Origin of the sequence: Dethiosulfovibrio russensis, from assembly GCF_021568855.1 — a bacterium.
GTDB classification, from domain to species: domain Bacteria; phylum Synergistota; class Synergistia; order Synergistales; family Dethiosulfovibrionaceae; genus Dethiosulfovibrio; species Dethiosulfovibrio russensis.
In genome coordinates, this window is sequence record NZ_JAKGUG010000001.1 from 38,883 (window position 1) to 63,472 (window position 24,590).

Here is a 24,590-nt window from a genome sequence, read left to right on the forward strand (position 1 = left end):
TCGGAGAGGTCGTTTCGGCGGAGCCCATTCGAGCCCGTATTTCCGACCTGCCGTCGTGTAGTACGGATGGGGCGACAGGACGTCGCCCCAAGTCGAGGGGGCACAGGACGTGCCCTCCGAGGCGGTCCGTACGAAACAGGCAGGTCGGGAATACGTTTGGGCGAGACAGGGCGGAGCCGAAATGACCTCTCCGAGGAAACTCGGACGTGAGTTTTTAGAGGTATTCTGTAGTAAAAGCGATCGGCCCGGGACGATTTTGTCACGGGCCGATCGCTTTTACTCATTTCGTGAGCTTGAACAGAACGGGAATCCTGACCTCGGCGGAGAGGTCGGAGGAAAAACGCCATCCCCTCAGGGCTTTAAGAGCGGCCTTGTCCAGCCTTGGAGATCCGGAGCTTTTCTCTATTCTGGTCTCGATCACCCTGCCTTTTTTTACCGAAAGCAATACCGTGACGGTTCCCTGTTCCTTTCTCTTTCTGGATATGAGGGGGTATTCCGGTATTTCCCTGTGTTCTACGGTCACGTCATGTTCCGACAGTATCTCCCCTCTGGATGAAGCGGTCGGTTTTTTAGCTTCTCCCCCTCCTTTATGGGGTCCTTCTTTCGTAGACGTCCCTTCTTTCAGCCCCTTGCCAAGAGGAGCTCGCACCTCGTTTTTTTCAGTTTTTGCGCCCTCTTTCTTGGAGGGGGGGGAGACTTTCTTCTCGGGGCCGTCTTTTTTTTCCTCTACCTTCGGCTTTTCTGTCTTTTTCCTTCGTGGTTTGGCTACAGGTGTCTTTTGTACGACCGGTTTCGTCTTCTCGACGGTTTTTTGAGGCTTTTCTGGAGTCTTTATCTTTGAGTCTTCTTTTGTGGAGGGTTTTTCCGCTTCCTTGGATGTAGTCGGTTTTAACGGGGCAGCTTTTTCCGCCTTGGGTCTTTCCGGAGGAGTCTCGGCCATAGCGCTCCCGCTGTCTTGTCCCACGGCCGATTCGTTTTTCGCCCGTGTCCTGACCAATTTTACCGATATGGTTCCTACGGAGTCGCTTTTCTTAGGGGCCCACGGCAGAAGACATAGCAGCCCTGCATGGAGGATCAGACTAGCCGCGATAGTGACGATCCATCTTTTCACGGCTCGGTTCCCTTGAGACCGAGCCCTATGGTGGTTATGCCGTTTTCCCTCATCCTGTCGAGGAGGGTCGCCACGTCTCCGTAGGGTATCGAACGGTCGGCGGTGAGTATCAGGGATTTCCCGGCGGCGATCGCTTCTTTGGCCATTACGATCAGCTCGTCTTTTTCGACGGGACTGTCGTCCCAGTAGATGGTTCCGTCGTGAGAGATGGTGACGGTTATCCCTTTTTCCTCCGGCGGGTTCCCCCTCCCGTCCGGGAGGTCCACCGGTATCTGTCCCTGCACGAAGGACGCTGTCAAAACGAAAAATATGATGAGAATGAAGAGGACGTCTATAAGAGGGGTTAGCTCCACGTCCGCCTGAGGACGGCGTCTCACGGTCTCATCATCTTTTCCCTGAGGATAAAGTCCGCCCCTCTGGAGAGGGTTTCCTCGATATCGTCAACCTTGGAGCTAAGGAGCGAGTGGCATAGAACCGCCGGAACGGCCACAGCCAGCCCGGCCACCGTGGTCAGCAGGGCCTTCCATATTCCACCGGCCAGGGCCACCATAGGGGCCTGATCTGTCTCGGGGAGGGATTGAAAGATATCCACCATGCCTAGGACCGTCCCCAGGAGCCCGAGTAGGGGAGCAATCCTGGCGACGGCGGAGAGGATGGACAGCCCCTTGCTCCATCTGAAGACCTCTCTCCTTATCTGGCCGTCCAGCAGCATCTTGAGCGAGTCTCCGTCGGTCTTCCAATGGTTGACACCGGCCAGGAAAAGCCGTCTCAGAGAGGTGTCCTTTTCCCGGAGAAGCGATGTGGCTCCCTCCGCATCTCCCTCGTAAAGTCGCTCGCAGAGGGCCTGTTCGACCTTTTCCGGATTCTCCCAGGACTTTATGAAAAAGAAGGTTCTTTCCAATACCACGGCTAAGCCTATCACCGAAAGTCCGGCTATGCACCAGACCACCGGTCCGCCTAGATTCAGAAAGCTCAGGATCGATTCAGCCATCGTGCCACCTCCACCGCTCCGTAGGTTATTACAATGTCCGCTCCGGACCGCCTAAGCGCCATGTGGGCCTCCAGCATGGATTTCCTCCAGTCCAGCGCCCCTGCCTCGGCGGCATGTCGCAGCATCATGTATTCTCCACTGACCATATAGGCAGCCATGGGGAGCAGAGAGTTTTTTCTTATCTCGGATATCACGTCCATGTAGAGCAGAGAGGGCTTTACCATCAGTATATCCGCCCCTTCCTCCTCGTCCTGAAGGGCCTCTCTGATGGCCTCTCTGCCGTTTGCGGGATCCATCTGATAGCTGGAGCGGTCGCCTTTGCCGGGAGCGCTGTGTGCAGCCTCCCTGAAGGGGCCGTAAAAGGCGGAGTGGAACTTGGCCGAGTATCCCATTATGGATGTTTCTGTGAAACCAGTTTCGTCCAGGGCGTTTCTGATGGCTCCTACCTGCCCGTCCATCATGGCCGACGGGGCTACCATATGAGCTCCGCTTCTGGCGTGACTGACGGCGGTCTCGGCCAGCCTGCGGAGGGTGGCGTCGTTGTCCACCGATCCATCTTCCCTCAATATGCCGCAGTGGCCGTGGTCGGTGTACTGGCAGAGACATACGTCCGTTGCGACGAGGATGGAGTCTCCGTATCGTTTCTTCATGTCTGAGACGGCCCTCTGGGCCGGAGCCTTCCCGTCGTTGGCTGAGGTCCCCCTGGGGTCCTTTTCTTCCGGTACCCCGAAGAGAAGGAACCTCTTTATGCCCGCCTCCATCGCTGGTTCCACCACCTCGCAGAGCCTGTCGACGCTGATATGGTCGACGCCGTGGAGAGACGATATGGAGGTCTTTACCCCCTTCCCCTCGACGACGAAGAGTGGAAGCATCATGTGTTTAGGCCTCAGGATGGTCTCGCGGACGGAGTCGGCAAGCGCCCCGTTGCCTCTCAGTCTTCTTAGCCTGTTGTGGGGGTAGCCGCATCTGATCTCCTTCAATTTACAGTCCTCTTTTCTTCATCTCGGCGAAGACCTCTTCCGCCGCTTTTACCGTGGAAGTCACGTCCTCTTCCGTGTGGGAGGAGGATACCATTATGGTCTCGTAGGCGGAGGGGGCGAAGGAATTCCCTCTGCTCAGCATTCCCGAGAAGAACGCCGGGTAAAGGTCCACCCTTCCGGACTTGACTTCATCCAGGTTTTTAGGCACGTTCTCGGAGAAGAACATGCCCACCAGCCCTCCCAATCTGGTGGTGCTCATTGGGAAGTCCCATTTTCTTCCTCCGTCCCTAAGTCCCATCTCGAGAGATTCCGCCGCTTTTTCAAGCGCCTCGTAGGTCCCCTCCCTGGACAATTCCTCCAGCGTCGCCAAGCCTGCCGCCATGGCCAGCGGGTTGCCGGACAGGGTTCCCGCCTGGTAGATATCTCCTACAGGGGAGAGGCGATCCATTATATCGGACCTGCCTCCGAAGGCTCCCACCGGAAGTCCTCCTCCTATCACCTTTCCGAGACATGTGAGGTCAGGGACGATTTTTTCGACCTGTTGGGCCCCTCCCATGGAGTTGCGGAATCCGGTTATGACCTCGTCGAATATCAGAAGGGATCCGTGTGTCTCTGTGAGCTTCCTTAAGCCGTCGAGGAAACCGGGAGCAGGGGGGACCAGCCCCATGTTGCCCGCCCATGGTTCCACTATTACGGCGGCTATGGTGGATCCCTCCGACTCGAACAGTGCCTTCGCCTTGTCCAGGTCGTTGAAGGGAAGCACCAACGTGTCTTTTGCGGTTCCCTCGGTTATCCCCGGACTGGTCGGAACGCCGAAGGTCAAGGCCCCGCTGCCTGCCGCCACCAGGAGAGAATCGCTGTGGCCGTGGTAGCACCCGTCGAATTTAACGATCCTGTCCCTGCCGGTGAATCCTCGGGCCAGTCTAAGGGCCGACATGGTAGCCTCTGTCCCGGAGCTTACGAAACGGACTTTCTCCATGGAGGGGAACACCGATTTCACCGCCATCGCCAGCATTACCTCCTGTACGCAGGGGGCTCCGAAAGAGGTGGATTTTTCTGCGGCGCTCTTTACCGCCTCTACCACAGAGGGGTGGGAGTGGCCGAGTATGAGAGGTCCCCAGCTGCATACGTAATCGGTGTAGCGATTTCCCTCCAGGTCATAGACCGACGATCCCTCGCCTCTGACCAGAAACAGAGGCTCCCCGCCGACGGCTTTCCAGGCCCTGACCGGGCTGTTGACCCCACCGACCAGGTGTTTGCAGGCGGTTTTGAACATCTCTTCGTTGGTCATCACAAGTCATTCCTTTCGTCTTTGCAGGGAGGTCAGGCATTCTATCAGTCCCTCTATGGAGGGATCGCCCATGACCTCCGGTTCCATGGATAGGGTCTCCCGGATTGCTTCGGCGCAGTGCGTCCCCCAGGCCACAGGGATTATCCCCTCACTAGATCTTCCGAACCTGGCTGCCCAGGCCTCCACCATGGCGGCGCTTCCGAATACGACGCAGTCCAACCCCGATTCGTCCCAGCAAAGAGGATAGATATCCTCTCCCGGGAGCTCGGCCCTCTCCATCCTGTAGGCCGAGGATATGAGCACCGTCGCCCCAACCCTGCGAGCCGCCTGGACCGGCAGATCGGAGGCCCTCTCGTTTCGGAAGAAGAGTATCGACTGACCGTATGAGACGTGTTTTTCTACCGTGTCGGCCAAGCCCTCGGAGGTAGGGCTCTCCGCCTCCAGGTCCGGATGAATCCCGATGTCGTAAAGGGCCTTGGAGGTCCCCGGCCCGATGGATATTATTCTGCCGCCTATTTTTCTGAGGTCCGTGACCTCAGAAAGCAGTGAAACTCCTCGAGGGCTTGTGAGGACCAACCAGTCGGAGTTCCCGATAGCTTCTTCATTCCAGTTTTTTTCTAATTTTCTAAGATTCACCAGAGGGAGACTGTAACAGTCCGCCCCGAGGTTTTCCAGGATCCTGGCCGTTTTCCAGGATTCCGGTGCGGGGCGTACTATGCCTATCTGGAGTCCCTTAAGCGGTCCTGAAACCGGGGTCAGTCCAAGAGCGGAAGATTCTCCTACCGCTATGACCGTTGGACTTCGTAGCCCCATGTTCCTCATGTCGTCCAATCGGAAATCGGACCTCTCCTGGCGTCCCCATCCTCCCCAGCGGACGGCGGAACAGCTTCTCTCGCCGGGTTCTCCTTCTTCCATAAGCTTTTCGGCTATACTGTCCGCTCTGGAGGCTCCCATGTATATGACTCTGGTTCCTCCCACCTCGGCCATCCTTTGCCAGAGACGGTCGCCCTCTTCTGCAAGGTCCTTCCCTCTGTGTCCGGTGACCAAGGTCGCGGTCTCCGCCACCCCCCTGTGGGTCAAGGGAACGCCCGCAGCCCCCAGGCCGGATACTGCGGCTGTGACCCCCGGCACGTAGCTCCAGGGGATGCCCTCTTTCTGGAGGGCCAATGCCTCCTCTCCGCCTCTCCCGAATACGAAGGGGTCTCCTCCCTTGAGCCTTACGACTCTGTCCGAGATTCGTCCCAGCTCTACCAGCAGTCGACAGATATCGTCCTGAGACGTCGAGTGACTGTCCTTTCTCTTCCCTACGTAGTGGAAGCGACATGTCTTCGGTGCAAGCTGGAGCAGGTCGGGATGTATCAGCCTGTCGTAGACCAGGTGTTCCGCCAGGGAGATTCTCTCTTTGGCCTCTTCCGTGATCCATCTAGGACCACCGCATCCCGCTCCGGTCAGGTAGACGGTCATGGTTTTTCCTCCAACATGGAAATGGCTTCGGTGGATGCCTTTATGGATAGGGCAACGTCTCTGCCCAGGTCTCGGGCGTCGTCGTCGGAGCGCACGGCCAGCGAGGCTTCGAAATCGATGTGTCTTCCGTCGTAAGAGAGGGTCTGAGCTCTCAATCTCAATTCGCCGTCGACCCATTCGGAGAGAGCGGCGAAAGGAACGTGACAGCCTACCTGCAGGGATTCCAGCAGCTCTCTCTCTGCAAGAGCCATCAGCCAGGTCGGACGATGGTTTATCGCCCGGAACTCCTCGGCCAGTCTCGAACCGCTTCGCGCCTCGACGGCGATTATACCTTGACACGGGGCAGGGAGAAACGGGAGGGTCGTCGCCCCCTCCGGCGATATCCCGAGTCTGTCGAGCCCTGCCTTGGCCAGGACTATTGCGTCAGCGTCTCCCGCCTGGAGTTTAGCCAGCCTGGTGTTGACGTTGCCCCTTATGAGGGTGTAGTCGAGGTCCGGTCTGGTGATCGCAAGCTGCGCTTTCCTCCTTAGACTGGAGGTCCCTACCACGGCCCCTGCCGGGAGTCCCTCCAGACCCCCTTTATGGTTGGAGACGATTACGTCCGAGGTCGATGCTCTGGGAAGGACCGCCACCAGTTCCAGTCCGTCGGGCAGAACGGAGGGAACGTCCTTGAGGCTGTGAATTGCTCCGTCTCCCTTGCCCTCCATGATCGCTTCCTCCAGGCATTTGACGAACGCCCCGTTTCCTCCGAAGGCGGATAGATGACAGTCCTGTTTTTCGTCGCCACAGGTCGACATGGTCTTTATCTCCACCGGCAGTCCCTTTTTAGCCAGGGCCCTGGCGGCCTCCATGGTTTGAGCTCTGGCGAGGGCGCTCTTGCGGCTGAAAAGTATAGGCCTCTCTCTGTCGGACTCCATCCAACTCTGTATGTTCATCCGCAGATCCGCCGATGCCGACGGCGACTTGCCGAAACTGCCTACTCCTACGAGATTGGTCTCGGTACGGAACTGAGACGCCAGAGACCAGTCTCCCAGTTCGCCAGCACCGCAGCAGTCGACCAGACATTGCGCCTTCGATGCCATGGGAAGGATCTTTTCCGTGTCCTCCCTGGCAAGGGCGATCACCACCAGCCGATGGGATAGAAAATCATTCGCCGTTACCTCCCGGGCGTGCCACTTTATCAGTCCCTTGGAGGCCAGGATCTGAAGCCCGGACGTCGCGGTCGGGGATATCAATGTGACAGGAAAGTCGGCGCTCAGTATGGTTCTTACCTTTCTCTCCCCGATGCAGCCGCCTCCTACGACCAGGATCGGTCCCACTCCGGAGTCCAACGATACCATCAGTGAAAATCTGCGGTTCACGATATTTCCTCCTCCGAGAGGGCTCTCCATATCCTGGAGGAATGAGGGCCGTTCATCTCCAGGACCGGGGACAAGATGCCCTTAGCGACGCTCCAGGCCATCTGTCTTAGGATTTCCTCGGAGACGCCGATTTTTTGAGCGGTCCGAGCGGCCCTTTCATCGACTATATGGCCCACCCTCATCATGGCAAGCCGACGGTAGGTATCGGTTCTGACGGTTATCAGATCCGCCCACAGAGCCTGAGCGGCCTCCTCCGTCTCCTCCTCCAGTTTGCCGAGATCTCGACGGTAGTCGTCCAGAATCTCCAGGGTCCGGTCTCTAAGTTCGTCCACCGAGATCCTTTTGAGTCCCGGAACCTCTACCTGAGGGATCGCTCCCATGTCGATTATCCAGGGACGGTTTTCCCCATCTATCTCGGATAGCAGCGGTTCGGGGGAGGACGTGGCGAATATCAACACGTCCGAGGTCTCTGTCAGATCCTTCCATCTCTCCCAGGGTAGCCAGTCGGCTCCGGTCTCCTCAGCCAGGGATTTTCCGGTTTTTTCTGTCCTGTTCGATATGGAGAAGGAAAGTCCCATCGCCTTTAGCACCTTCGCCGTCTCTGTTCCCATGTCGCCGGCTCCTATCAGGGCTATCCTGAGGGAGGGCCAGGCTGGATGGTCCTTAATGGCTTGGGCCATAAGCCAGGGTATGGACGGAGCCCTTCCGGGATGATACTCGGTTCGGAGTATCCCGGCCAAGTTGAAGGATCTCTGAAATAGCCTGTTCAGTATCCTCCCGCAAAGGGGAGAATATCTATCGTATTCCTTCTTGACCTGGGATACCACGAAGGACTCCCCGCATGCCATGCTCTCCAATCCGAGAAGGACCCTCAGGAGATGTTCCACCACGTCCTTACCCGTCAATATATCGGCGCAGGAGGGAATGGAGTCCGAAGGAAACTCTCTGCCTTCCGGTATAATCCCGTAGAGTTCGGTCCTGTTGCAGGTGTGGATAGGGACTATCTCCGAGAGCGGGCCTCCGTCCAACATCAAGCGCAGTTCCTTTTCGTCCTCCCAGAGTCCCGCTCTGTCGGCCAATTTGCTGTTTTCGTAGTTGACGGAAATACAGATAAGCCTCATAGAGAGGTCGCCTCGGATCCCTTTCGTCTCAGCAGAAGGATCGACAGGTAGTTTTCGCATGGAGACAGGGCGTCCTGTCCTATCGATATCTCCTCTTCAGGAAGCCCTGCCTTGACTATTCGGACCATCTCGTCCCATGGTCCGGTGGATTCCACCAGTCGTTGTAGTTCCTCTCCCAGCGCCGAAGGTTTGTAGATGGCTGCGCAGTCGGTATGTCTGAGGCTTTCCTGGAGATCGGAGAATGAGGCCGTTCCGGGAAGTATCGACAGTCTTTCCTCTCCCATGGCGAGAAAACGACCTGTCCTCGATGCCGCCAGACCGTGGGCGGATATTCCCGGTATAAGCTTAAGTTCCATGTCGGGATCCAGCTTTTTCCACTGTTCGTACAGCCAAGCCACGGTCGCGTAGAGGGTCGAATCACCTATAACCGGAAGGATCACGGTCTCGGCTTTTTCCCACAGTGGCCTTATCTCCTCAAGTTGAGTCAGTATGGTCTCGTCTCTTTCGTCCTCTCGTCCCTTCATGGGGAAGACCAAAGAAACCCAGTCGCGGTCCACGTGTTCCTTCACTATTCCGCCGGCTACGCTGTTTCCTCCCTCTTTCGATAGAGGAAGGAGGGCCAGGTCCGCCTTTTCTATCGCCTTTATAGCTCCCAGGGTCACGAGATCGGGATCCCCCGGTCCGACTCCTATCCCAATAAGGGTTCTTGTCATGTTCTTTTCTTCCTTTCAGAGTGGTATCCTCTCGTGTCCACCAGATAGCCCTTCCTGGCGACGGTAGCCTCGCCGGGAAGAAGAAGCAGCGTTCTCATGTCTATATCGGAGGAAGTCAGCTCGGATAGGTCCATCACTTTTACGGACTCTCCGGGCCGTCCTACGTCCCTCATAAGCCATACGGTTTGCCCTGTTTTGGTCGAGTAGGCTTTCTTTACTCCCTCGAGTTTTACGTCCAGATCCCTTCTGACCGGGTTGTACAGGGCAACGGTGAGCCCCGTGGATGCCGCTCCCGACAGGGCTCTTTCTATAGACTCCCAGGGCTGTAGATAGTCGGACAAGGAGAGCATTATAAGTCCGTTGGAGTAGGGGGCTCCTGCGGAGGCTCCGGCGAGCTGGGCGGCGGACAGTCCCGGTACAACCTCGACCGGCAGATCTTCCGCCATGTTTCTGGCCAATCCTGCCATGCCGAAAAGAATGGGATCCCCTCCAGATACGAGGGATACCCGAAATCCCTTCCTGGCCAGGGCCATGGCCGACGCCACTCTGGCCTCCTCCTCTCCCATTCCGTATCTCTCCACTTTCTTTCCCTTCAGCCATTCCTCCGGTAGCTGGTCGACGTAGAGTCGGTAGCCTACCACGGCGTCCGAGTCGTCTATCGCTTCCTTAGCCTGAAACGTCATGTACTTCCGATCCCCCGGGCCGGTCCCCACGACGTAGAGTTTCCCCTCGATCCTGGCCGGACGGTGCCCCAGTGCCACGGTGGTCCCTCGCTCGGCCGATCTCGGGCCTATAAGCCTTCCCGCCGAGGCGGCGCAGGGTTCAGCGACTCCGGGCAGATCGAAGTAGGCTGTGGCAGCGGAGGCGGAAAAATTACCATCTATCGATCTTATCTCCTCGTCCTCCAACTTAGTCAAAGGCACTCCAAGTTCCTCCGCCAAGGAGAGGAGCCCCTTTTCTTTCGATTTGACCGTCGAGGTTCTTATCTCGCCTAATGAATAGATGGAATATCCCTGTTCGGAGAAGTGACGCAGCAGAGTCTCCTTCAGGATCTGTCTGTCCACTCCCTTTCTACACCCCATACCGGCCACCAGCGACGGAGGTACCAACTGTACCTGGTGGGATCCGAGGGAAAGAGCTCGGGGCGACACCACTACGTCCGCCTCGTCGGGGGTTTCGCAGGGGAGGTATCCCTCCGGGAACGGAGGAGTTTCCTCGTTTTCGTCGACCCAGAAAAGCAGTTTCCGCCCGTCCAGAAGGGCTCCGTTCGTCTGGACCAGGGCCTTTCTGCCTTCGAGTTTCCATCCCCATCGAGAGCAGAGCAGATCCGGAGCGGCGACGTTCATTCTGTCTGTGGAGGTCGTGGATACGAGATGGGCCCCCAGATTCGACGCCAGGGTTCGGGACAGGTCCGCCCCGCCTCCAAGGTGGGCTCCCGTGAGGGGCAGGACCAGCTCCCCGTCTTCCGTGACCACTATCACCGCCGGATCCGTCTCTTTATCCCTGAGCAACGGGGCGGTAACCCTGACGGCCACTCCGGTGGATCCTATCATCACTACGGCGTCCGACCCATGCCATATTTCGGACAGAGATGCTTTCAGTTCGTCTCTCCTGGGAGTTATCAGTTTACCGTTCAGAGCCTCGGCGCATCTTTTCCCTACCGATTTCCCCCTGGCAGAGATCGCGAAGACCGCTATATTCAAAGGGAACCCTCCCTGAATCGGTGAGAAAAGCCGCTGTCGTAGAGCAGGCTGGAGGCTTCTCCTGGGTCTAGGCATTTACCTACAACTATGAGAGCCTGATGGTCTATTCCCCTCTCTCTCATAGCCTCGGCAAGCCCTGAGAGGTCGGAGCGAACGATGATCTCGTCGTCCCAGGAGGCTCGGTAGACGCAGGCGGCGGGGGTCTTGGGATCAAGCCCCCCCTTTATAAGTTCGTCGGTAGCTTCCTTCACCTGCCCGGCCGTGAGAAAGAGCACTATGGTCGAGCCGTGATCCGCCAGTTTGTCCAGCGATTCTCTCTCTGGAACGGGGGTCCTTCCCCCTTTTCTGGTGCATATCAGGGTCTGGGTCTCTCCCGGGACGGTGTACTGGATGCCCAAAGCGGCGGCAGTCGCCTGTAGGCTGCTTACTCCAGGTACGAATCGAACTTCGATCCCTCGTTCCTCCAACAGCCTTTTCTGTTCCGCCACAGCTCCGTAAAGGCTGGGGTCTCCGGTATGGAGTCGAACCACCGAAGATCCGGTCTCTGCGGATACGGCCATGGCTGACACCTGTTCCTCCAACGACATGAAGGCAGAGTCCATGATTATGCAGTCGTCCCTGCATATCTCCAGTATCTCCGGGTTCACCAGGCTGCCGGCGTACACGACCAGATCCGCGGTCTTTAGAAGTTCGCTTCCCCTTACCGTTATTAGGTCCGGTGCGCCAGGTCCGGCCCCGACGAAGTTCACCGTTTTGGCTTTCTCTATCATAAGCAGTTCCCCTTCCGATCTCCCCACACTATGAAGGCGGGATTCCAGGCTTTAAGCATCCATCCCGCCTTGGTCCTCCGTCCCTCCGAAGGGGCCAGTTGCCACATGGAGGGCTCTATCGACAGGGACTCCAGGGCCGTTAGGGCTTCGTTCGCCGTAGAGAGCATGTTGGCAGTGATGATTATTCTTCCGTTCTCCTTGAGTTTAGATAGACCGGCTCGGATTATGGAAGTAAGCCGTCCTCCGTGTCCTCCTATCGTCAGGCCGTCCAAGGGGGGGAGGGAGGTAAGATCCTCCGGCGCTTTTCCACAGATCAAAGTCACTCTGTCCGCCATACCCATTTTAGACAGGTTCCTGGACGCCAGATCGAGAGCTTCTTTCGATGGGTCCAGAGAGAAGATCTTTCCCGGTCCCACCTGTCTCGCCAGCTCCGCCGTTATGCCTCCGCTCCCGGTTCCCACCTCTCCCAGGACGGATCCGTGGAGGGGCTGCAACAGAGATGTTACGATCGCCCTTATCGGGGCTTTGGTAAGAGGTATCGACGGTTCTCTGATGAATGAGTCGTCCATAAGAGGGCCTCTCATGACCGGGGCTCCAGAAGGACCAGGGTCAGAGAGGGCCAGGAAGCTCGATCCTCTTCGGACAGATCGGATAGATCGGTCGATTCGACCTTCTCGTCGTCGGTCCCCAGGTTCGACATGGTCCAGCACTTTCTATCCGATACCCCTATTTTTAGAAGTTTCGAGGCCACCTCCATCGGGTTGTTGAGCCCGCCGGTCAGGATAGCTATCGGGCCGGTCTCTTTTTGCAGCCCGTTCAAGGAATCCAGAGGTCTTCCGTGGACGCTTACGAAGGTTCCTTCCTGCCAGGATATTCCCAGCCTGGAGAAGGCCAGGGAGACCGAGCTCAGTCCCGGTATGATCTCGTATTGATCTTCCGGAAGGGATGCCGCCAAGGAGCTGCCCAGACTGAAGAAACAGGGATCTCCGGAGACCAGGACGGCCATCCTCTCGTTCCGACCTCTCTTCGAGATGATTTCAAGCGCCTCCGACGGAGATCCCGACAGGGTCACCGTTTTCTTGTCCGCCATGTAGGAGAACATCTCCAGAAGTCTCGGGGATCCCAGGAGGGTGTCGGATCCCTCTATTGCCTTTAGGGCTATAGGAAGGAGGTAGTCCCTGGATCCAGGCCCCACCCCTACGATGTGAATTTTTTCCATGATTTCCCCTCCATGACGTCTTCAGGCCAGGTGGACAGGATCGTTCCCTCCAGGTCGGTTAAGGCCGTGGCTATCTCCATCTCTCCCTTGAGGAACTCTGTCAGCCGTTCCTGAGATCGTCTGGATATGTGGCTAAATGTTTCCTCAAGACCCTCTCGGATTATTATGGGAACCGCCGCCTCGGCCAGTTTGAGGTCCAATATCTCTCGAATTACAGATTGAGATGCCCCAGAGGCCCCGGCCCATGCCGCCACGGTCTCCAGTCTTCCGTCTCCCGATCTGTAGTTGGTGTCGAATATACCCGCGGCCAGCTTGGTAAGCTTGCCGATATGTCCCACGATGAGGGTCTTCTCTATTCCCTCGGCGATACATCGTTCAAGCGTGTAGCCAACTTTGTCTCCGGTCTTGACGATCTTCTCCGCCGGGATATCGAATCTCTCTTTTAGGAGCTTTTCTCCGATATACCCGAGAGGAAGGAACAGGGGGCCTTTTGCGACCTCTTCGGCCGCCACACTGACGTAGACGTCGATCGACGCCTCCCAGGCCGCGGTCGACTTGGGTTCCACTATGCCGGTGGTGCCTATAACGGAGATTCCTCCCTCGATCCCCAGCCTGGGGTTCCAGGTCTTTTTCGCCAGCTCCTCGCCGTCAGGGATGGAAACCTCCACTTCCAGTCCCTTGCCGTCAGGTGTCAGAGCGGAGAGGTCCCGTAGGATCATCTTCCTGGGAGTGGGGTTTATGGCGGGTTCTCCAGGAGGAATAGGCAGGCCTTTCTTGGTGACTTTGCCGACGCCCTTGCCCCCTATGACCGTCACGCCCGGGAGGTCCGATCTCCTCACGGTGCAGCAGAACCTGTGCCCGTCCGTAACGTCAGGGTCGTCTCCGGACCTCTTGATCACACAGCAGGAGGCCCATCCTTTCCCTATCGCGGCGTCCTCTACCGGTACCTCCAACTCCATCCCGTTTGGCAGTTCCACCGTCACGGTGTCCGTCGTCTCTCCGGTCACGGCCATGTAGGCGGCCGCCTTGGCCGCGGCTTGGACCGACGTGCCAGAGGTGAACCCTCTTCTGAGCCCTCCGACGGATCCCAGAGATTCGAATCGGGCCGTCATGGTCTGAGGGCCAGTTTTATAAGGGCGTTCACTATCGCAGCTGCGACGGGGCTTCCTCCCTTGGGCCCCGGGGCGGTTATGGATGGATAATCGAGCTCTATCAGTTCCTGATGGGACTCGGCGGCTCCGACGAACCCTATGGGCATTCCGATTACCAGAGCGGGGCTGGCCTCCTTCGCCTTTATCCTGTCTATGATCTCGAAGAGGGCGGTAGGGGCGTTGCCTATGGCGACGATGGCTCCTTCCATGCGGGGAAGCGCCTTTCTCATGGCCATCTGGGACCTGGTGGCGTTTTCAGTGTTTCTGGCCATCTCGGCCACTTCGGGATCGTTCAGGAAGGTCAGCACCCTGCCTCCCATGCTCTCCAAGCCGTCTTTTCTTATTCCGGCCCGAACCATCTCGACGTCGGTTATAACCGGCGCTCCCGACCGGAGGGCGGATAACCCCGATTTTATCGCCCCTTCGTGTATGTACAGGCTCATGCCGAAATCCACATCGGCCGTGGCGTGGGCCACCCTGGTGACGATGGCCAGCTCCTCCTCCGTTCCGTGGAACGGGCCCATTTTTTCCTGGAGTATCCTGAAGCTCTTTGCCTCTATGTCGGCGGGAGCCATGAATCTCTGAGTCATGTTTTTCCTCCTAATCTAATAAAGGCAGACCCTCGAGGGTCTGCCTTTTACCGGTCCGAACCTCGCGGAGCTTTCTGTCTTCGTCTTCTTCTCGCGATCTGGCTCCCCCCTGCGGAGACAGGGGGATACAGTGGCGGGTCCGCGCCGGATTTTCACCGGACTTTCCGAAAAGAGACGTCTAAGTGTCTGTCTGAAAATGATAGGGCTTCGGCCCGGTTTGTCAAATGTCCTATGCCCTTTTTTCTTGCCATCTTAGAGCGGTCTCAAGAAAACTCTCCGGGACCGTCCTGTCGCTTCCGAAATGGATGTGGAGGTAGCTCGCCAGTACGTTGTTTTTTGCCAAGCCCTCCTCTGTCGTCCTGTCTCCCTTGGAAAGCCTCAGGGCTATGGGAGCGTCGTCGGGGCCATCGTAGGACGACCAGTGAAACACGTGACCGCGGATTCTTTTGCCCTTTGGACCCAGCAATGTGTCCATCAGGGTCTCACCATCGCAGTATCCCAGAGCCCTGAGCCTCTTCCCCATGGACATTCGGCCGGGAAAGACTCCCGCCATGGAGTGGACCTTGCCCTCAGGGGTCTCTATGGCCTCCACCAGATACATCAGACCTCCGCACTCGGCGAGGATGGGCATTCCCTCCTCGGCCTTCTTCTTTACGTCCTCTCTCATGGACAGGTTCGTCTCCAGAGCCGGAGCGAAGAGCTCCGGGAAGCCTCCCCCTATGTAAAGAGCCGATGCTTCTGGAGGTATCTTTTCATCGTCTATCGGGCTGAAAGGCACTAGATTTGCTCCCATGTGAGTCAGTATATCCAGGTTGTCCTGATAGTAGAAATGGAAGGCCTTGTCCATGGCCACGGCTACATCGATCCTCTTGGGAACGGAGGGGTAGGGGAACAGTTCGGATCGGTGGGACGGGAAGGGACGGGCTTTTCTGGCCAGAGACAGCAGGGCGTCTAAGTCCACGTTATTCTCCACCAGCCCTGCCAGATGCTCCAGATAGGAGGAAAAATCATCTCTCTCCCATGCTGGGATGAGTCCCAGATGTCTCTCCGGAAGAGCCAGAGCCTCGTCTCTAGGGAGATATCCCAGTACCTTCACCTCCGTGGTCGATTCTACCGCCTCTTTTACCATTTCGAAATGTCTCGGACTGCCTATTCTGTTGAAAATGACTCCCTCTACTGAGACAGAGGGGTCGAAAGACGCGAAGCCTCGAACGACCGCGGCTGCGCTTCTGGCCATGGACCTGGCGTCCACAACCAGGACAACGGGAGTCTCGCTTAATCTGGCCAGACTCGCTGCGCTTCCCCTGTCGTCCACTCCCGTTGCTCCGTCGAAAAGTCCCATCACGCCCTCTACGATGGATATCTCCGATCCCTCCGATCCACGGTGGAAAAGCTCCAGCAAAGGGTCTTTCTCCAAAAGCATGGAGTCCAGGTTTCTGCACGGTCTTCCTGATGCTGCCGAGTGGAATCCCGGGTCGATATAATCCGGACCGGTCTTGAAGGTCTGAACCGACATCTCCCTAACCTTGAGGGCCGCGGCGATTCCCATGACTATGGTGGTTTTGCCTGTCCCGCTGTGAGTTCCGGCGATGACTATCCTCGGGGTTGTCATCTCTCTATACCCTCTCTTGCCTGTACTCCCAGGCGATAATGGTGTTTTATCTCCACCATCTCGGTTACTACGTCGGCCCTGCCGATTATGGCCTGGGTCGCTCCTCTTCCCGTCATGACGAGTTCCACCGACTCCGGTTTCGACTTCATGAGGTCCAGCAGCTCCGACTCCTCTAGCAGGCCGGAAGACATCGCCACCAGTATCTCGTCGGCTATGACCAGATCGTAGCCGTCGTCGATAGCTTTTTTCAGTCGTGTCAGCCCCTCTTTTGCCGCCTCCCTGTCTCGCCCCGTCATGGGTGACCCTACATTTCTCTCTATGCCGTAGGTTTCGGTGACGACCTTGGACGAGATTTCTCGAAGGATCCTTATCTCGCCGGAGCGATCGCTCTTCAGAAATTGACCGACGTAGACGGAATATCCCGCTCCGAGGGCCCTTAGAGCCTGTCCTACGGCGGCGGTAGTCTTGCCCTTTCCGTCGCCGGTGTTGACCGATAGGTACCCTTTTTTCATGGCATATGGCTCCTTTCGTTTTTTCTCCTCCTCGTTTACACTCCCTTTGGGGAGGTGATGTTATCGTGGAAGAATTGGAGTACGGTTCTCTGGAGTGGTGGCATCAGACCGTCAATATAGGAGTCCTACAGGAGATCCTGGACAGATTCGCCCAGATATTGAACTGTGGCACGGTTCTCACTACGGCCTTGGGAGTTCCGATAACCACCCCCAGCAATTTTACAAGGTTTTGTCGTCTCATGCGGTCTACCGAGGAAGGTCGGAGACTCTGTTGGGAGAGCGACGCCGCCGGTGGAAGAGCTGGGCTGGAGCAGGGAAAGGTAAGAATATATCGCTGTCATGCGGGATTGATAGATATGGCCCTCCCGGTTGTAATAGAGGGTCGGTTGGCCGGGGTGGTGCTTTGCGGTCAGGTAAAACTTAGACACTATACCCGTCAGGAAGTGGAGGAGCTTGCCGGAGTCGGTTGGCAGAATCTCTCCAACCGGGACGAACTGTTGGACCTGTTCATGGAGGCTCCGGTCGTTCCCAGGGAGGTAATAGATCAGGGAGGAGAGCTTATAAAGCTGGTCTCGTCCCACGTCGTGGAGCTATGCGAGCGCCGTTTGGCGGAGAAGAAGTTACTCGTCAAGGACCTGGTCCTCATGAGGGAGAAATGCGATAAGCAGTCTCTCGAGAGAAACCTGAAGATCAGTCAGATAAAGGCTCTAAGACATCAATTAAACCCCCACTTCATGTTTAATACCCTCAACGCCATAGTTCGCCTCGCCATGTTCGAGGATGCGCCTGAGACGGAGGCCTTGGCCTACAGATTTTCCCAGTATCTGAGATATGTCTTGAGAAGACAGTCCAGAGAGGAGCTGGTTCCCCTTGCCGGAGAGGTGGAGTGCGTAGAACATTTTCTCTCTATAAACAAGATAAGGTTCAGCGATCGGTTCGACTTCGATCTCCACGTCGATCCCGGAACCAGGGACGTGAGGGTACCCTTCATGATATTGCAGCCTCTGGTCGAGAACGCCATAGTCCACGGAGTGGAACCCTCGACTGACCGATGCCACCTTTCCGTCGACGCCTCCATAGAAGAAGGTTCCCTTGTGGTCACCGTTTCCGACGACGGCGTAGGATTCGATTGTTCCAATTTCTCTCCCGGAGTCGGGGTATCTAACGTCATGGAAAGACTGGATCTTCATTATGGAAAAGAGGGCTGTCTCCGTTGGTCCTCCTGTCCCGGCGATGGAAGTAGATTTGAGGTTACCATGCCTTTAAGACGAGGGGAGGAGGTGACGGGATGACGGGAGATATCTTCAAGGTCCTGGTGGTGGAGGACGAGCCTCTTGAACGGAAGGCTCTGTCGATTCTTCTGGAGAGGATGAAGGAACCCCTCGAGATAAAATCGATCGGAACCGCCCCCGAGTTCGAGGAACTCTGCGGGACCTGGGATCCCGACGTCGTCCTTCTCGATATACACATACCGGGAGGAGACGGTTTAAGCTCCCTCAAAAGGCTCAGGGAAGACGGTTTTCTAGGGGACGTCGTGTTGATAACGGCTTACGACGTGTTTCAATACGCCCAGAACGCCATGGGGCTGGGGGTCAAGTCCTTTTTGGTAAAACCCGTCACGGGGGAGCGTCTCCAGGAAGAGCTCGACAGGGTCTTGCGGGACATCAGGGAAAGACGGCTCAGAACTCTGGAGATAGATCAGCTTAAGACCTTCATAAAGAACAACAGAGGCTCGTTGGCCCTTAGAATGATACAGGATCTGCTTCGTTCCGGTCAGGTAAGCGAGGGAATGATGGACGTCATGGCCAGCCTTGGATTGCCCCCTTCCAGACCATGTCACCTTTTCGGGGTGATCTCCGTGGCGAGCGAGAGAGGGCTTGGAACCGACTCGCTCTTCCTGTGGGACGATTTCGACAAGGCTCTGGGAGACGAGGTGGTGACGGTCCCGTGGGACGGGTCTCTGTCCTTTTTTCTGGTGACTTTCGAGGAGGCGTTGTCGGACGTCGACCGTTGGCTTTCCCGTTTCCTCGAGGTCATACTTCGAAACGACGCAATGGCGAACGTGGCTTACGGAGGACTTATAGACCGACTGGAATCGATCCCCTCCGCCGTTACCAGGCTGGAGGAGGCCCTCGAAGAGAGTTTGCTGGAAGGGATGGGGAGGGCCGTCATGGTGGAGAACAGCGTGGACGACCCTCCTGCGCCGGATTACGATTTCGATCTGGAGACTGTGCAGCAGCAGTCTGTGGAGGCTTTTCTGAACAATAGACCGGATCTTCTCTCTTCCGTCAAGGAGAGCTTGGATGTGTTGATAAGCAACTCGTCCCCTTCGGATCTAAACATGGTCAAGTTCATGGTGACAGGTCTTTTAGGACAGGTATGTCATGTCTTGCTTCGGCTGAAATGTGATGCCGGAGCGGTGGCTGGATGGAGCAGGCGGCAGATGCTTAATCTCATATCGATACAGACTCCCATGGCTCTTACCAAAGTTCTTCCAGAGGCCTTCGATCAGGCCTGGACAGTGAGGGAATCCGCCAGCGATCCTACGGTCATAATGGTTCAGCAGGCGTTACACTACATAGAGGCCAACTACGACGACGTGACCCTTGAGAGGGTGGCCGACGCAGTACACGTCAGTCCCAGTTATCTGAGCAGGACCTTCAGACGAGTTCTTGGGGATCGTTTCGTCGACAAGGTGAAATCGGTGAGGATGGATCGAGCCAAGGTCCTCTTGTCCGACGGAGTCTCCGTCAGAGACGTGGCCATCTCGGTGGGGTACGGCAACATCGCCTATTTCAGCACCATCTTTAAGCAGTCGACCGGGTGTAGCCCCAGCGATTACAGGAAAAAAAACTGAAGAGCAAACGATCTGTGAAAGCGTCGCCCTCAGAGGCGGCGCTTTCGTTTTTTTGATTACTTGTCGTCGCTTCAGAGAGACGAAGTTTTCTCATCCCTCTTTCAGCTTCATCTCGTGGCGCTATCGGTCAAAAACTCCGCCCTCTCTATGAATGCTTTCAACTTCTACCTCCTATAACATCGTATGGACAATCAGTTCCAGTAGTTCCAGCGAGTGTTCAGGAAGGAGGATGCCCAGTGTCCGAATCGGGCAAGTTGCCCCGTTCCATTCAGGAGTTCGTGCCGGGAAAACAGATCACTTTGGCTCACGTGGTCAGGAATCCCAGATCCAATCTCTGCGAACGCATAGGAGTCGACAGAGGAGGGGCCCTGGGATTGATGACCATAACTCCAGGGGAGGGATCCATCATAGCGGCAGATGTCGCGTCGAAAGCGGCGGTCGTCGAGGTCGAGTTCGTGGACAGGTTCACCGGTTGCGTGATGATATCCGGTGAGATATCGGCGGTCGAGAGCGCCCTATCCAGCGCCGTGTCGGTCCTCAGGGACGCCTTAGGATTTACTCCCGCCGAGGTCACGAGGACATGAGTCGACCATGGCGGGTTATGGTCATCGGTTCCGTCGATTCCGGCAAGTCCACCCTTTTGGGAGTCCTTTCCGATAGGACGGTTAGGACGGTAAAGACCGAGTCCATCGATTTTTGCGGCGATTTTGTCGACACGCCCGGGGAGTTTCTGGACATCCCTCTTCATTACAACTCCCTGATATCCACCTCCTCCAAGGCATCGGTCGTGCTGCTTTTGGTGGATCCTACCAGAAATTGCCCGCCTCCTCCGACGTTTTCGAGCGTGATATGCGCCCCGGTCGTGGGAGTCGTCACCAAGTCCGATCTGGCGTCTTCGGAGCAGATCGAGAGGGCGAAGAAATCGCTTCGTCGAAGCGGAGTGAGGGAGAGCTGTGTCATTTCCTCCATCACAGGGGAGGGGTTGGAGTTTTTGAAGTCCACGATGGAAAGGTATCGACCGACCTCTTAATGAGGACGGAAAGCTAAAACAGGAGGTGTCATCGGAATGAATGCAGAAGCGTTGGGCATGGTCGAGACCAGAGGATTGGTAGGCGTTATAGAAGCTGCCGATGCCATGGTCAAGGCGGCTAACGTCCGTCTCGCCGGATATGAAAAGATAGGGTCGGGCTACGTGACCGTTATGGTGAGAGGCGACGTCGGGGCCGTCAAGGCTGCCGTCGACGCCGGAGCCGCGGCGGCCAAGCGGGTCGGAGAGGTCGTCTCCATTCACGTGATTCCCAGGCCTCATTCGGATACCGAGAGGATCCTGCCCAAGATAGAGGGCTAGCGATAACTGACTGATAGGAGGAGCAAAGGGATGGAACAGGACGTAATGAAGAAGGTTATGGACGAGGTTATGAAAAGGCTTGGAGAGGGTGCCGCTCCTGCCGCCGCTCCCGCTCAGGAGAGCAAGGTAGTCGAGGAGAGTTGCGGTTCGTTCTGCTCTCCCTCCGTGGGGGTCACCGAGTTCGTCGGTCTTGCCAGAGGACACACCATCGGTCTGGTTATCGCAAATGTCGAGAGCTCCCTTCATGAAAAGCTAGGTATCGATCCCAAGTATAGATCCATCGGAATCATCTCCGATCGCATCGGGGCCGGACCTCAGATAATGGCGGCCGACGAGGCCGTAAAGGCCACCAACACCGAGATCGTCGCTCTCGAACTATGCAGGGACACCGAGGGAGGGGCCGGACACGGATGCCTGATCCTTTTCGGGGCGGAGGACGTATCGGACGCCCGTAGGGCCGTCGAGGTCGCCCTGAAAGACCTGGATCGCACTTTCGGCGACGTCTATGGATGTGCGGCCGGTCACCTCGAGTTTCAGTATACCGCCAGGGCCAGCGACGCTCTCAACAAGGCGTTCGGAGCCCCTGTCGGAAGGGCCTTCGGCCTCATAGTCGGAGCTCCTGCCGGAATCGGCTTCGTGATGAGCGACACCGCTCTCAAGGCTGCCGAGGTAGAGCTTCTGGCCTACAGTTCTCCCGGACAGGGCACCTGCTGGACCAACGAGTGCATCATCGCATTCACCGGGGACTCCGGTGCCGTCCGTCAGGCGATCATAGCTGCCAGAGAGATGGGACAGAAACTTCTCGGGGCTTTCGGAGAGGCACCTGCGACCGACACCACTCCCTACATTTAATGTCGGTCTTTAGCTACGGAGGTGACAGCGATGGCAGATAAAAGAAGCAAAAGATTCGAGATCCTGGAGAACCGCCCGGTTCATCAGGACGGATTCATCGGAGAGTGGGTAGACGTCGGCCTCATAGCCATGGACAGTCCCAACGACCCCAAGCCCTCGGTGGTGGTAAGGGACGGTCTGATAGTCGAAATGGACGGACGTCCCCGTAAGGAATTCGACATGATAGAGCAGTTCGTGGCGGATTATTGTATAGATCGGTCCGTCGCCCAGGAGGCCATGTCCAAGTCCTCTCTGGAACTGGCCAGGATGTTGGTGGATATATCGGTCCCTGCCAAGGAGGTCCGCAGGCTTTTCTCCGGCCTTACCCCTGCTAAGATGGCCGACGTTATCGGTCAGATGAACATCGTCGAGATAATGATGGCAATGCAGAAGATGAGGGCTCGTCAGACTCCGGGCAACCAGGCCCATATCACCAGCGCCACGGACAACCCCATCATGCTCTGTGCCGACGCGGCGGAGGGAGCCCTGAGAGGGTTCATGGAGGAGGAGACCACAGTGGCGGTAGCACGCTATGCGGCTCTCAACGCCATTTCACTTCTGGTCGGATCTCAGACAGGACGTCCCGGCGTTCTAACACAGGACGCTCTGGAAGAGGCCTTCGAGCTCCAGATCGGAATGCAGGGACTGACCAGCTATGCCGAGACCGTCTCGGTCTACGGTACGGAGAGTGTCTTCGTGGACGGAGACGACACCCCCTGGTCCAAGGCCTTCCTGGCCTCCGCCTACGCCAGTCGAGGAATAAAGATGCGATTCACCAGCGGGACCGGTAGCGAGGTTCAGATGGGTGCGGCAGAGGGACGGAGCATGCTTTATCTGGAGGCCCGGTGCATCATGGTCACCAAGGGTGCCGGCGTTCAGGGACTTCAGAACGGATCGATCTCCTGTATCGGAGTTCCCGGAGCCGTCCCCAGCGGTCTTAGGGCCGTAGCGGGAGAGAACCTCATAACCATGATATACGGTCTTGAGGTCGCTTCCGGAAACGACCAGACCTTCTCCCATTCGGACATGCGTCGTACCGCTAGGACAATTCCTCAGATGTTCTCCGGTGCGGATTTCATCTTCTCCGGGTATTCGGGCGTTCCCAACAAGGACAACATGTTCGCCGGCTCCAATTGGGACATAGAGGACGTCGACGACTATCTTACCCTTCAGAGAGACTTCCGTGTCGATGGAGGACTCATCCCCGTCGCGGAGGATGAGGTCGTGGCCTGCCGTAACAAGGCGGCCAGAGCCCTTCAGGCGGTTTACGACGAGCTGGGATTCCCTGCGATCTCGGACGAGGAGATTGAGGCGGCCACCTACGGTCACTCCAGTTCGGACATGCCCCCCAGAAACATCCCCGAAGACCTCAAGGCAGCCGAGAGGGTCATGACCGAGATGATCAACGGTATCGACATCATAAAGGCCCTTTCCAAGAAAGGATTCCGAGAGGAAGCCGAGGCTTTGGTCAGGATGATGAAACAACACGTCTCAGGAGATTATCTCCAGACATCGGCCTGGGTCGATAAGGAAGGCGGCGTCTGGAGTGCCGTAAACGACCCGAACTCCTACCAGGGACCCGGCACGGGATATTCCATGTCGGAGGAGCGTTGGAACCAGCTTAAGAACGTGCCTTGGGCCATAAGGGCCGAGGACGTTTAAGGAGGGACTTGGAATGATAAACGAAGAACTGGTCCGTAAAGTCATAGCCGAGGTCCTGCAGGAGGTCGCTGCCTCGGAGAACGTAGGGTCTGCCTCCGTCACGGCAAGACCATCCGCTCCCGCCGTAAAGGCCGGAATCTCCATGGAGATGACCGAAAAAGAGAGGGCTACCCGTGGCACAGATGCCAGAGAGGTTGTAGTGGCCATACCTCCCGCATTCGGAACCGAATTCGACGCCACCATCGTGGATGTCTCCCTGGCAGACGTGCTCCGTCAGGTCTTTGCCGGGATAGAGGAGCAGGGCCTTTCCTGGAGACTCGTCAGGGTCTATCACACGGCGGACGTTGCGTTCATCGCCCATCAGGCGGCGAAACTCTCCGGGTCGGGAGTCGGTATAGGGATCATATCCAGAGGTACGACCGTCATACATCAGAGAGACCTGGCCCCTCTCAACAACCTGGAGCTATTCCCTCAGTCTCCCCTATTGGATCTGGAGACCTTCAGAGCCATAGGCAGAAACGCCGGTATGTATGCCAAGGGAGAGCAGCCGGTGCCGGTGGCCACTAAAAACGATCCTATGGCCAGGCCTAAATTCCAGGGAATAGCCGCGTTGCTGCACAACAAGGAAGTCAAGGCACTGGATCGCTCCAAGTCCCCCATGGAGCTTCAGGTCCGGTTCAGGTAGGGAGGGATGACAGTGGAGATCAACGAGAAGCTTATAGCCGAGATGGTCCGTCAGGTCCTACAGAGTGGAGGAAGCCAGGAAGACGGGGCGTCTAATCCGCCTCAGGAAACTTCCGTAAAAGACCGGAAGGCACTGTCCAAGGACGATTACCCTCTGGCGGTTAAAAGGCCGGAGCTCTTGGTCGGGCCCAGAGGCAAGGGGTTCGACGAGCTTACCCTGTCCAATATAGAGAGTGGAAATGTGGCCTTCGAGGACTTCAAAATAACCCCCGATGCCTTGGAATATCAGGCTCAGATAGCCGAGGACGATGGATGCCATCAGATAGCCGTCAATCTTCGCAGGGCCGCGGAGCTAACCAAGGTTCCAGATGCCAGGGTGTTGGAAATATACAACGCTATGAGACCCCATAGATCCACGAAGTCCGATCTTTTGGGAATAGCCGACGAGCTGGAGAAGAACTACGGTGCCATGGTCTGTGCCGAGCTTCTTCGGGAGACCGCCGACGTATACGAACGCAGAAAGCTTCTCAAAGGCGATCTGCCTACCGAATAGAGGTAG

At 57.0% G+C, this 24,590-nt stretch carries 26 protein-coding genes; 9 read left to right on the plus strand and 17 right to left on the minus strand.

All coding sequences use genetic code 11. The annotated features are described in order from the left end of the window. Nucleotides 1-280: 280 nt before the first annotated feature. The 17 genes from L2W48_RS00220 to L2W48_RS00300 form a co-directional block, all read right to left on the minus strand. Entirely contained in the window at nucleotides 281-1,111 is an 831-nt protein-coding gene (locus L2W48_RS00220; RefSeq protein ID WP_236097575.1) for an energy transducer TonB, read from the minus strand. After that, entirely contained in the window at nucleotides 1,108-1,488 is a 381-nt protein-coding gene (locus L2W48_RS00225; protein ID WP_236097576.1) for an ExbD/TolR family protein, read from the minus strand. The genes L2W48_RS00220 and L2W48_RS00225 overlap by 4 nt, the downstream gene beginning before the upstream one ends. Beyond that, a complete protein-coding gene (locus tag L2W48_RS00230) occupies nucleotides 1,485-2,102 on the minus strand; it encodes a MotA/TolQ/ExbB proton channel family protein (protein WP_236097577.1) in 618 nt (205 codons plus the stop codon). The genes L2W48_RS00225 and L2W48_RS00230 overlap by 4 nt, the downstream gene beginning before the upstream one ends. Next, a complete protein-coding gene (hemB, locus tag L2W48_RS00235) occupies nucleotides 2,084-3,082 on the minus strand; it encodes a porphobilinogen synthase (RefSeq protein ID WP_236097578.1) in 999 nt (332 codons plus the stop codon). Before hemB ends, L2W48_RS00230 begins: the two co-directional genes overlap by 19 nt. A gap of 1 nt (nucleotide 3,083) precedes the next feature. Then, complete coding sequence (gene hemL, locus L2W48_RS00240; protein ID WP_236097579.1) at nucleotides 3,084-4,373, minus strand: glutamate-1-semialdehyde 2,1-aminomutase; 1,290 nt, start codon at nucleotides 4,371-4,373, stop codon at nucleotides 3,084-3,086. A 6-nt stretch (nucleotides 4,374-4,379) separates the two neighbouring features. Next, entirely contained in the window at nucleotides 4,380-5,837 is a 1,458-nt protein-coding gene (cobA, locus tag L2W48_RS00245; protein WP_236097580.1) for a uroporphyrinogen-III C-methyltransferase, read from the minus strand. Further along, entirely contained in the window at nucleotides 5,834-7,198 is a 1,365-nt protein-coding gene (hemC, locus tag L2W48_RS00250) for a hydroxymethylbilane synthase (protein WP_236097581.1), read from the minus strand. Before hemC ends, cobA begins: the two co-directional genes overlap by 4 nt. Then, entirely contained in the window at nucleotides 7,195-8,319 is a 1,125-nt protein-coding gene (locus L2W48_RS00255; protein ID WP_236097582.1) for an NAD(P)-binding domain-containing protein, read from the minus strand. The genes hemC and L2W48_RS00255 overlap by 4 nt, the downstream gene beginning before the upstream one ends. Next, complete coding sequence (locus L2W48_RS00260) at nucleotides 8,316-9,032, minus strand: precorrin-2 C(20)-methyltransferase (RefSeq protein WP_236097583.1); 717 nt, start codon at nucleotides 9,030-9,032, stop codon at nucleotides 8,316-8,318. Before L2W48_RS00260 ends, L2W48_RS00255 begins: the two co-directional genes overlap by 4 nt. After that, entirely contained in the window at nucleotides 9,029-10,735 is a 1,707-nt protein-coding gene (locus L2W48_RS00265; protein ID WP_236097584.1) for a cobalamin biosynthesis protein, read from the minus strand. The genes L2W48_RS00260 and L2W48_RS00265 overlap by 4 nt, the downstream gene beginning before the upstream one ends. Further along, the gene (gene cobM, locus L2W48_RS00270) at nucleotides 10,732-11,505 is read right to left on the minus strand and encodes a precorrin-4 C(11)-methyltransferase (protein WP_236097585.1); all 774 of its coding nucleotides are present in this window, start codon (nucleotides 11,503-11,505) and stop codon (nucleotides 10,732-10,734) included. The genes L2W48_RS00265 and cobM overlap by 4 nt, the downstream gene beginning before the upstream one ends. Next, nucleotides 11,502-12,089: a bifunctional cobalt-precorrin-7 (C(5))-methyltransferase/cobalt-precorrin-6B (C(15))-methyltransferase gene (locus L2W48_RS00275; RefSeq protein WP_236097586.1), complete on the minus strand. Its 588-nt coding sequence runs from the start codon at nucleotides 12,087-12,089 to the stop codon at nucleotides 11,502-11,504. Before L2W48_RS00275 ends, cobM begins: the two co-directional genes overlap by 4 nt. Next, entirely contained in the window at nucleotides 12,086-12,724 is a 639-nt protein-coding gene (gene cbiE, locus L2W48_RS00280; protein ID WP_236097587.1) for a precorrin-6y C5,15-methyltransferase (decarboxylating) subunit CbiE, read from the minus strand. Before cbiE ends, L2W48_RS00275 begins: the two co-directional genes overlap by 4 nt. Then, nucleotides 12,703-13,836 (minus strand): cobalt-precorrin-5B (C(1))-methyltransferase CbiD, encoded by a 1,134-nt coding sequence (cbiD, locus tag L2W48_RS00285; RefSeq protein ID WP_236097588.1) that lies wholly within the window; start codon nucleotides 13,834-13,836, stop codon nucleotides 12,703-12,705. Before cbiD ends, cbiE begins: the two co-directional genes overlap by 22 nt. After that, nucleotides 13,833-14,465 (minus strand): precorrin-8X methylmutase, encoded by a 633-nt coding sequence (locus tag L2W48_RS00290; RefSeq protein ID WP_236097589.1) that lies wholly within the window; start codon nucleotides 14,463-14,465, stop codon nucleotides 13,833-13,835. The genes cbiD and L2W48_RS00290 overlap by 4 nt, the downstream gene beginning before the upstream one ends. A gap of 229 nt (nucleotides 14,466-14,694) precedes the next feature. Further along, on the minus strand, nucleotides 14,695-16,077 hold the full coding sequence (locus L2W48_RS00295; RefSeq protein ID WP_236097590.1) for a cobyrinic acid a,c-diamide synthase CobB: 1,383 nt from the start codon (nucleotides 16,075-16,077) through the stop codon (nucleotides 14,695-14,697). Continuing rightward, entirely contained in the window at nucleotides 16,074-16,589 is a 516-nt protein-coding gene (locus L2W48_RS00300; protein WP_236097591.1) for a cob(I)yrinic acid a,c-diamide adenosyltransferase, read from the minus strand. Before L2W48_RS00300 ends, L2W48_RS00295 begins: the two co-directional genes overlap by 4 nt. A gap of 65 nt (nucleotides 16,590-16,654) precedes the next feature. Here L2W48_RS00300 and L2W48_RS00305 point away from each other — a divergent pair, with 65 nt between their 5' ends. The 9 genes from L2W48_RS00305 to L2W48_RS00345 all read left to right on the plus strand — a co-directional run bounded on the left by L2W48_RS00305 (nucleotide 16,655) and on the right by L2W48_RS00345 (nucleotide 24,584). Beyond that, nucleotides 16,655-17,881 (plus strand): PocR ligand-binding domain-containing protein, encoded by a 1,227-nt coding sequence (locus L2W48_RS00305; protein WP_236097592.1) that lies wholly within the window; start codon nucleotides 16,655-16,657, stop codon nucleotides 17,879-17,881. After that, nucleotides 17,878-19,446 carry a helix-turn-helix domain-containing protein gene (locus L2W48_RS00310; protein ID WP_236097593.1) on the plus strand — a complete coding sequence of 523 codons (1,569 nt, stop codon included), beginning with the start codon at nucleotides 17,878-17,880 and terminating at the stop codon, nucleotides 19,444-19,446. The genes L2W48_RS00305 and L2W48_RS00310 overlap by 4 nt, the downstream gene beginning before the upstream one ends. A 236-nt stretch (nucleotides 19,447-19,682) precedes the next feature. After that, nucleotides 19,683-20,030, plus strand: a complete 348-nt coding sequence (locus L2W48_RS00315; RefSeq protein WP_005661357.1) for a BMC domain-containing protein — start codon at nucleotides 19,683-19,685, stop codon at nucleotides 20,028-20,030. Then, the gene (locus tag L2W48_RS00320) at nucleotides 20,027-20,476 is read left to right on the plus strand and encodes a EutP/PduV family microcompartment system protein (protein WP_236097594.1); all 450 of its coding nucleotides are present in this window, start codon (nucleotides 20,027-20,029) and stop codon (nucleotides 20,474-20,476) included. The genes L2W48_RS00315 and L2W48_RS00320 overlap by 4 nt, the downstream gene beginning before the upstream one ends. A 36-nt stretch (nucleotides 20,477-20,512) precedes the next feature. After that, nucleotides 20,513-20,794, plus strand: coding sequence for a BMC domain-containing protein (locus tag L2W48_RS00325; protein ID WP_005661359.1), 282 nt, complete (start codon nucleotides 20,513-20,515; stop codon nucleotides 20,792-20,794). Nucleotides 20,795-20,824: 30 nt separating this feature from the next. Then, nucleotides 20,825-21,646 carry a propanediol utilization microcompartment protein PduB gene (pduB, locus tag L2W48_RS00330; protein ID WP_236097595.1) on the plus strand — a complete coding sequence of 274 codons (822 nt, stop codon included), beginning with the start codon at nucleotides 20,825-20,827 and terminating at the stop codon, nucleotides 21,644-21,646. Nucleotides 21,647-21,676: 30 nt separating this feature from the next. After that, entirely contained in the window at nucleotides 21,677-23,347 is a 1,671-nt protein-coding gene (locus L2W48_RS00335; protein WP_236097596.1) for a propanediol/glycerol family dehydratase large subunit, read from the plus strand. Nucleotides 23,348-23,360: 13 nt separating this feature from the next. Further along, nucleotides 23,361-24,032 carry a propanediol/glycerol family dehydratase medium subunit gene (locus L2W48_RS00340; protein ID WP_236097597.1) on the plus strand — a complete coding sequence of 224 codons (672 nt, stop codon included), beginning with the start codon at nucleotides 23,361-23,363 and terminating at the stop codon, nucleotides 24,030-24,032. Between the two features lie 6 nt (nucleotides 24,033-24,038). Then, complete coding sequence (locus L2W48_RS00345) at nucleotides 24,039-24,584, plus strand: diol dehydratase small subunit (RefSeq protein ID WP_236097598.1); 546 nt, start codon at nucleotides 24,039-24,041, stop codon at nucleotides 24,582-24,584. Nucleotides 24,585-24,590: the final 6 nt, after the last annotated feature.

Excerpts from the sequence above, each read along its gene's own strand:
- L2W48_RS00230 (WP_236097577.1), bottom strand. The coding sequence starts at position 2,102 with ATGGCTGAATCGATCCTGAGCTTTCTGAATCTAGGCGGACCGGTGGTC.
- hemL (WP_236097579.1), bottom strand. The coding sequence starts at position 4,373 with ATGACCAACGAAGAGATGTTCAAAACCGCCTGCAAACACCTGGTCGGT.
- cobA (WP_236097580.1), bottom strand. The coding sequence starts at position 5,837 with ATGACCGTCTACCTGACCGGAGCGGGATGCGGTGGTCCTAGATGGATC.
- L2W48_RS00255 (WP_236097582.1), bottom strand. The coding sequence starts at position 8,319 with ATGAGGCTTATCTGTATTTCCGTCAACTACGAAAACAGCAAATTGGCC.
- L2W48_RS00260 (WP_236097583.1), bottom strand. The coding sequence starts at position 9,032 with ATGACAAGAACCCTTATTGGGATAGGAGTCGGACCGGGGGATCCCGAT.
- cobM (WP_236097585.1), bottom strand. The coding sequence starts at position 11,505 with ATGATAGAGAAAGCCAAAACGGTGAACTTCGTCGGGGCCGGACCTGGC.
- L2W48_RS00275 (WP_236097586.1), bottom strand. The coding sequence starts at position 12,089 with ATGAGAGGCCCTCTTATGGACGACTCATTCATCAGAGAACCGTCGATA.
- cbiE (WP_236097587.1), bottom strand. The coding sequence starts at position 12,724 with ATGGAAAAAATTCACATCGTAGGGGTGGGGCCTGGATCCAGGGACTAC.
- cbiD (WP_236097588.1), bottom strand. The coding sequence starts at position 13,836 with ATGACGGCCCGATTCGAATCTCTGGGATCCGTCGGAGGGCTCAGAAGA.
- L2W48_RS00290 (WP_236097589.1), bottom strand. The coding sequence starts at position 14,465 with ATGACTCAGAGATTCATGGCTCCCGCCGACATAGAGGCAAAGAGCTTC.
- L2W48_RS00295 (WP_236097590.1), bottom strand. The coding sequence starts at position 16,077 with ATGACAACCCCGAGGATAGTCATCGCCGGAACTCACAGCGGGACAGGC.
- L2W48_RS00300 (WP_236097591.1), bottom strand. The coding sequence starts at position 16,589 with ATGAAAAAAGGGTACCTATCGGTCAACACCGGCGACGGAAAGGGCAAG.
- L2W48_RS00310 (WP_236097593.1), top strand. The coding sequence starts at position 17,878 with ATGACGGGAGATATCTTCAAGGTCCTGGTGGTGGAGGACGAGCCTCTT.
- L2W48_RS00320 (WP_236097594.1), top strand. The coding sequence starts at position 20,027 with ATGAGTCGACCATGGCGGGTTATGGTCATCGGTTCCGTCGATTCCGGC.
- L2W48_RS00325 (WP_005661359.1), top strand. The coding sequence starts at position 20,513 with ATGAATGCAGAAGCGTTGGGCATGGTCGAGACCAGAGGATTGGTAGGC.
- pduB (WP_236097595.1), top strand. The coding sequence starts at position 20,825 with ATGGAACAGGACGTAATGAAGAAGGTTATGGACGAGGTTATGAAAAGG.
- L2W48_RS00335 (WP_236097596.1), top strand. The coding sequence starts at position 21,677 with ATGGCAGATAAAAGAAGCAAAAGATTCGAGATCCTGGAGAACCGCCCG.
- L2W48_RS00340 (WP_236097597.1), top strand. The coding sequence starts at position 23,361 with ATGATAAACGAAGAACTGGTCCGTAAAGTCATAGCCGAGGTCCTGCAG.
- L2W48_RS00345 (WP_236097598.1), top strand. The coding sequence starts at position 24,039 with ATGACAGTGGAGATCAACGAGAAGCTTATAGCCGAGATGGTCCGTCAG.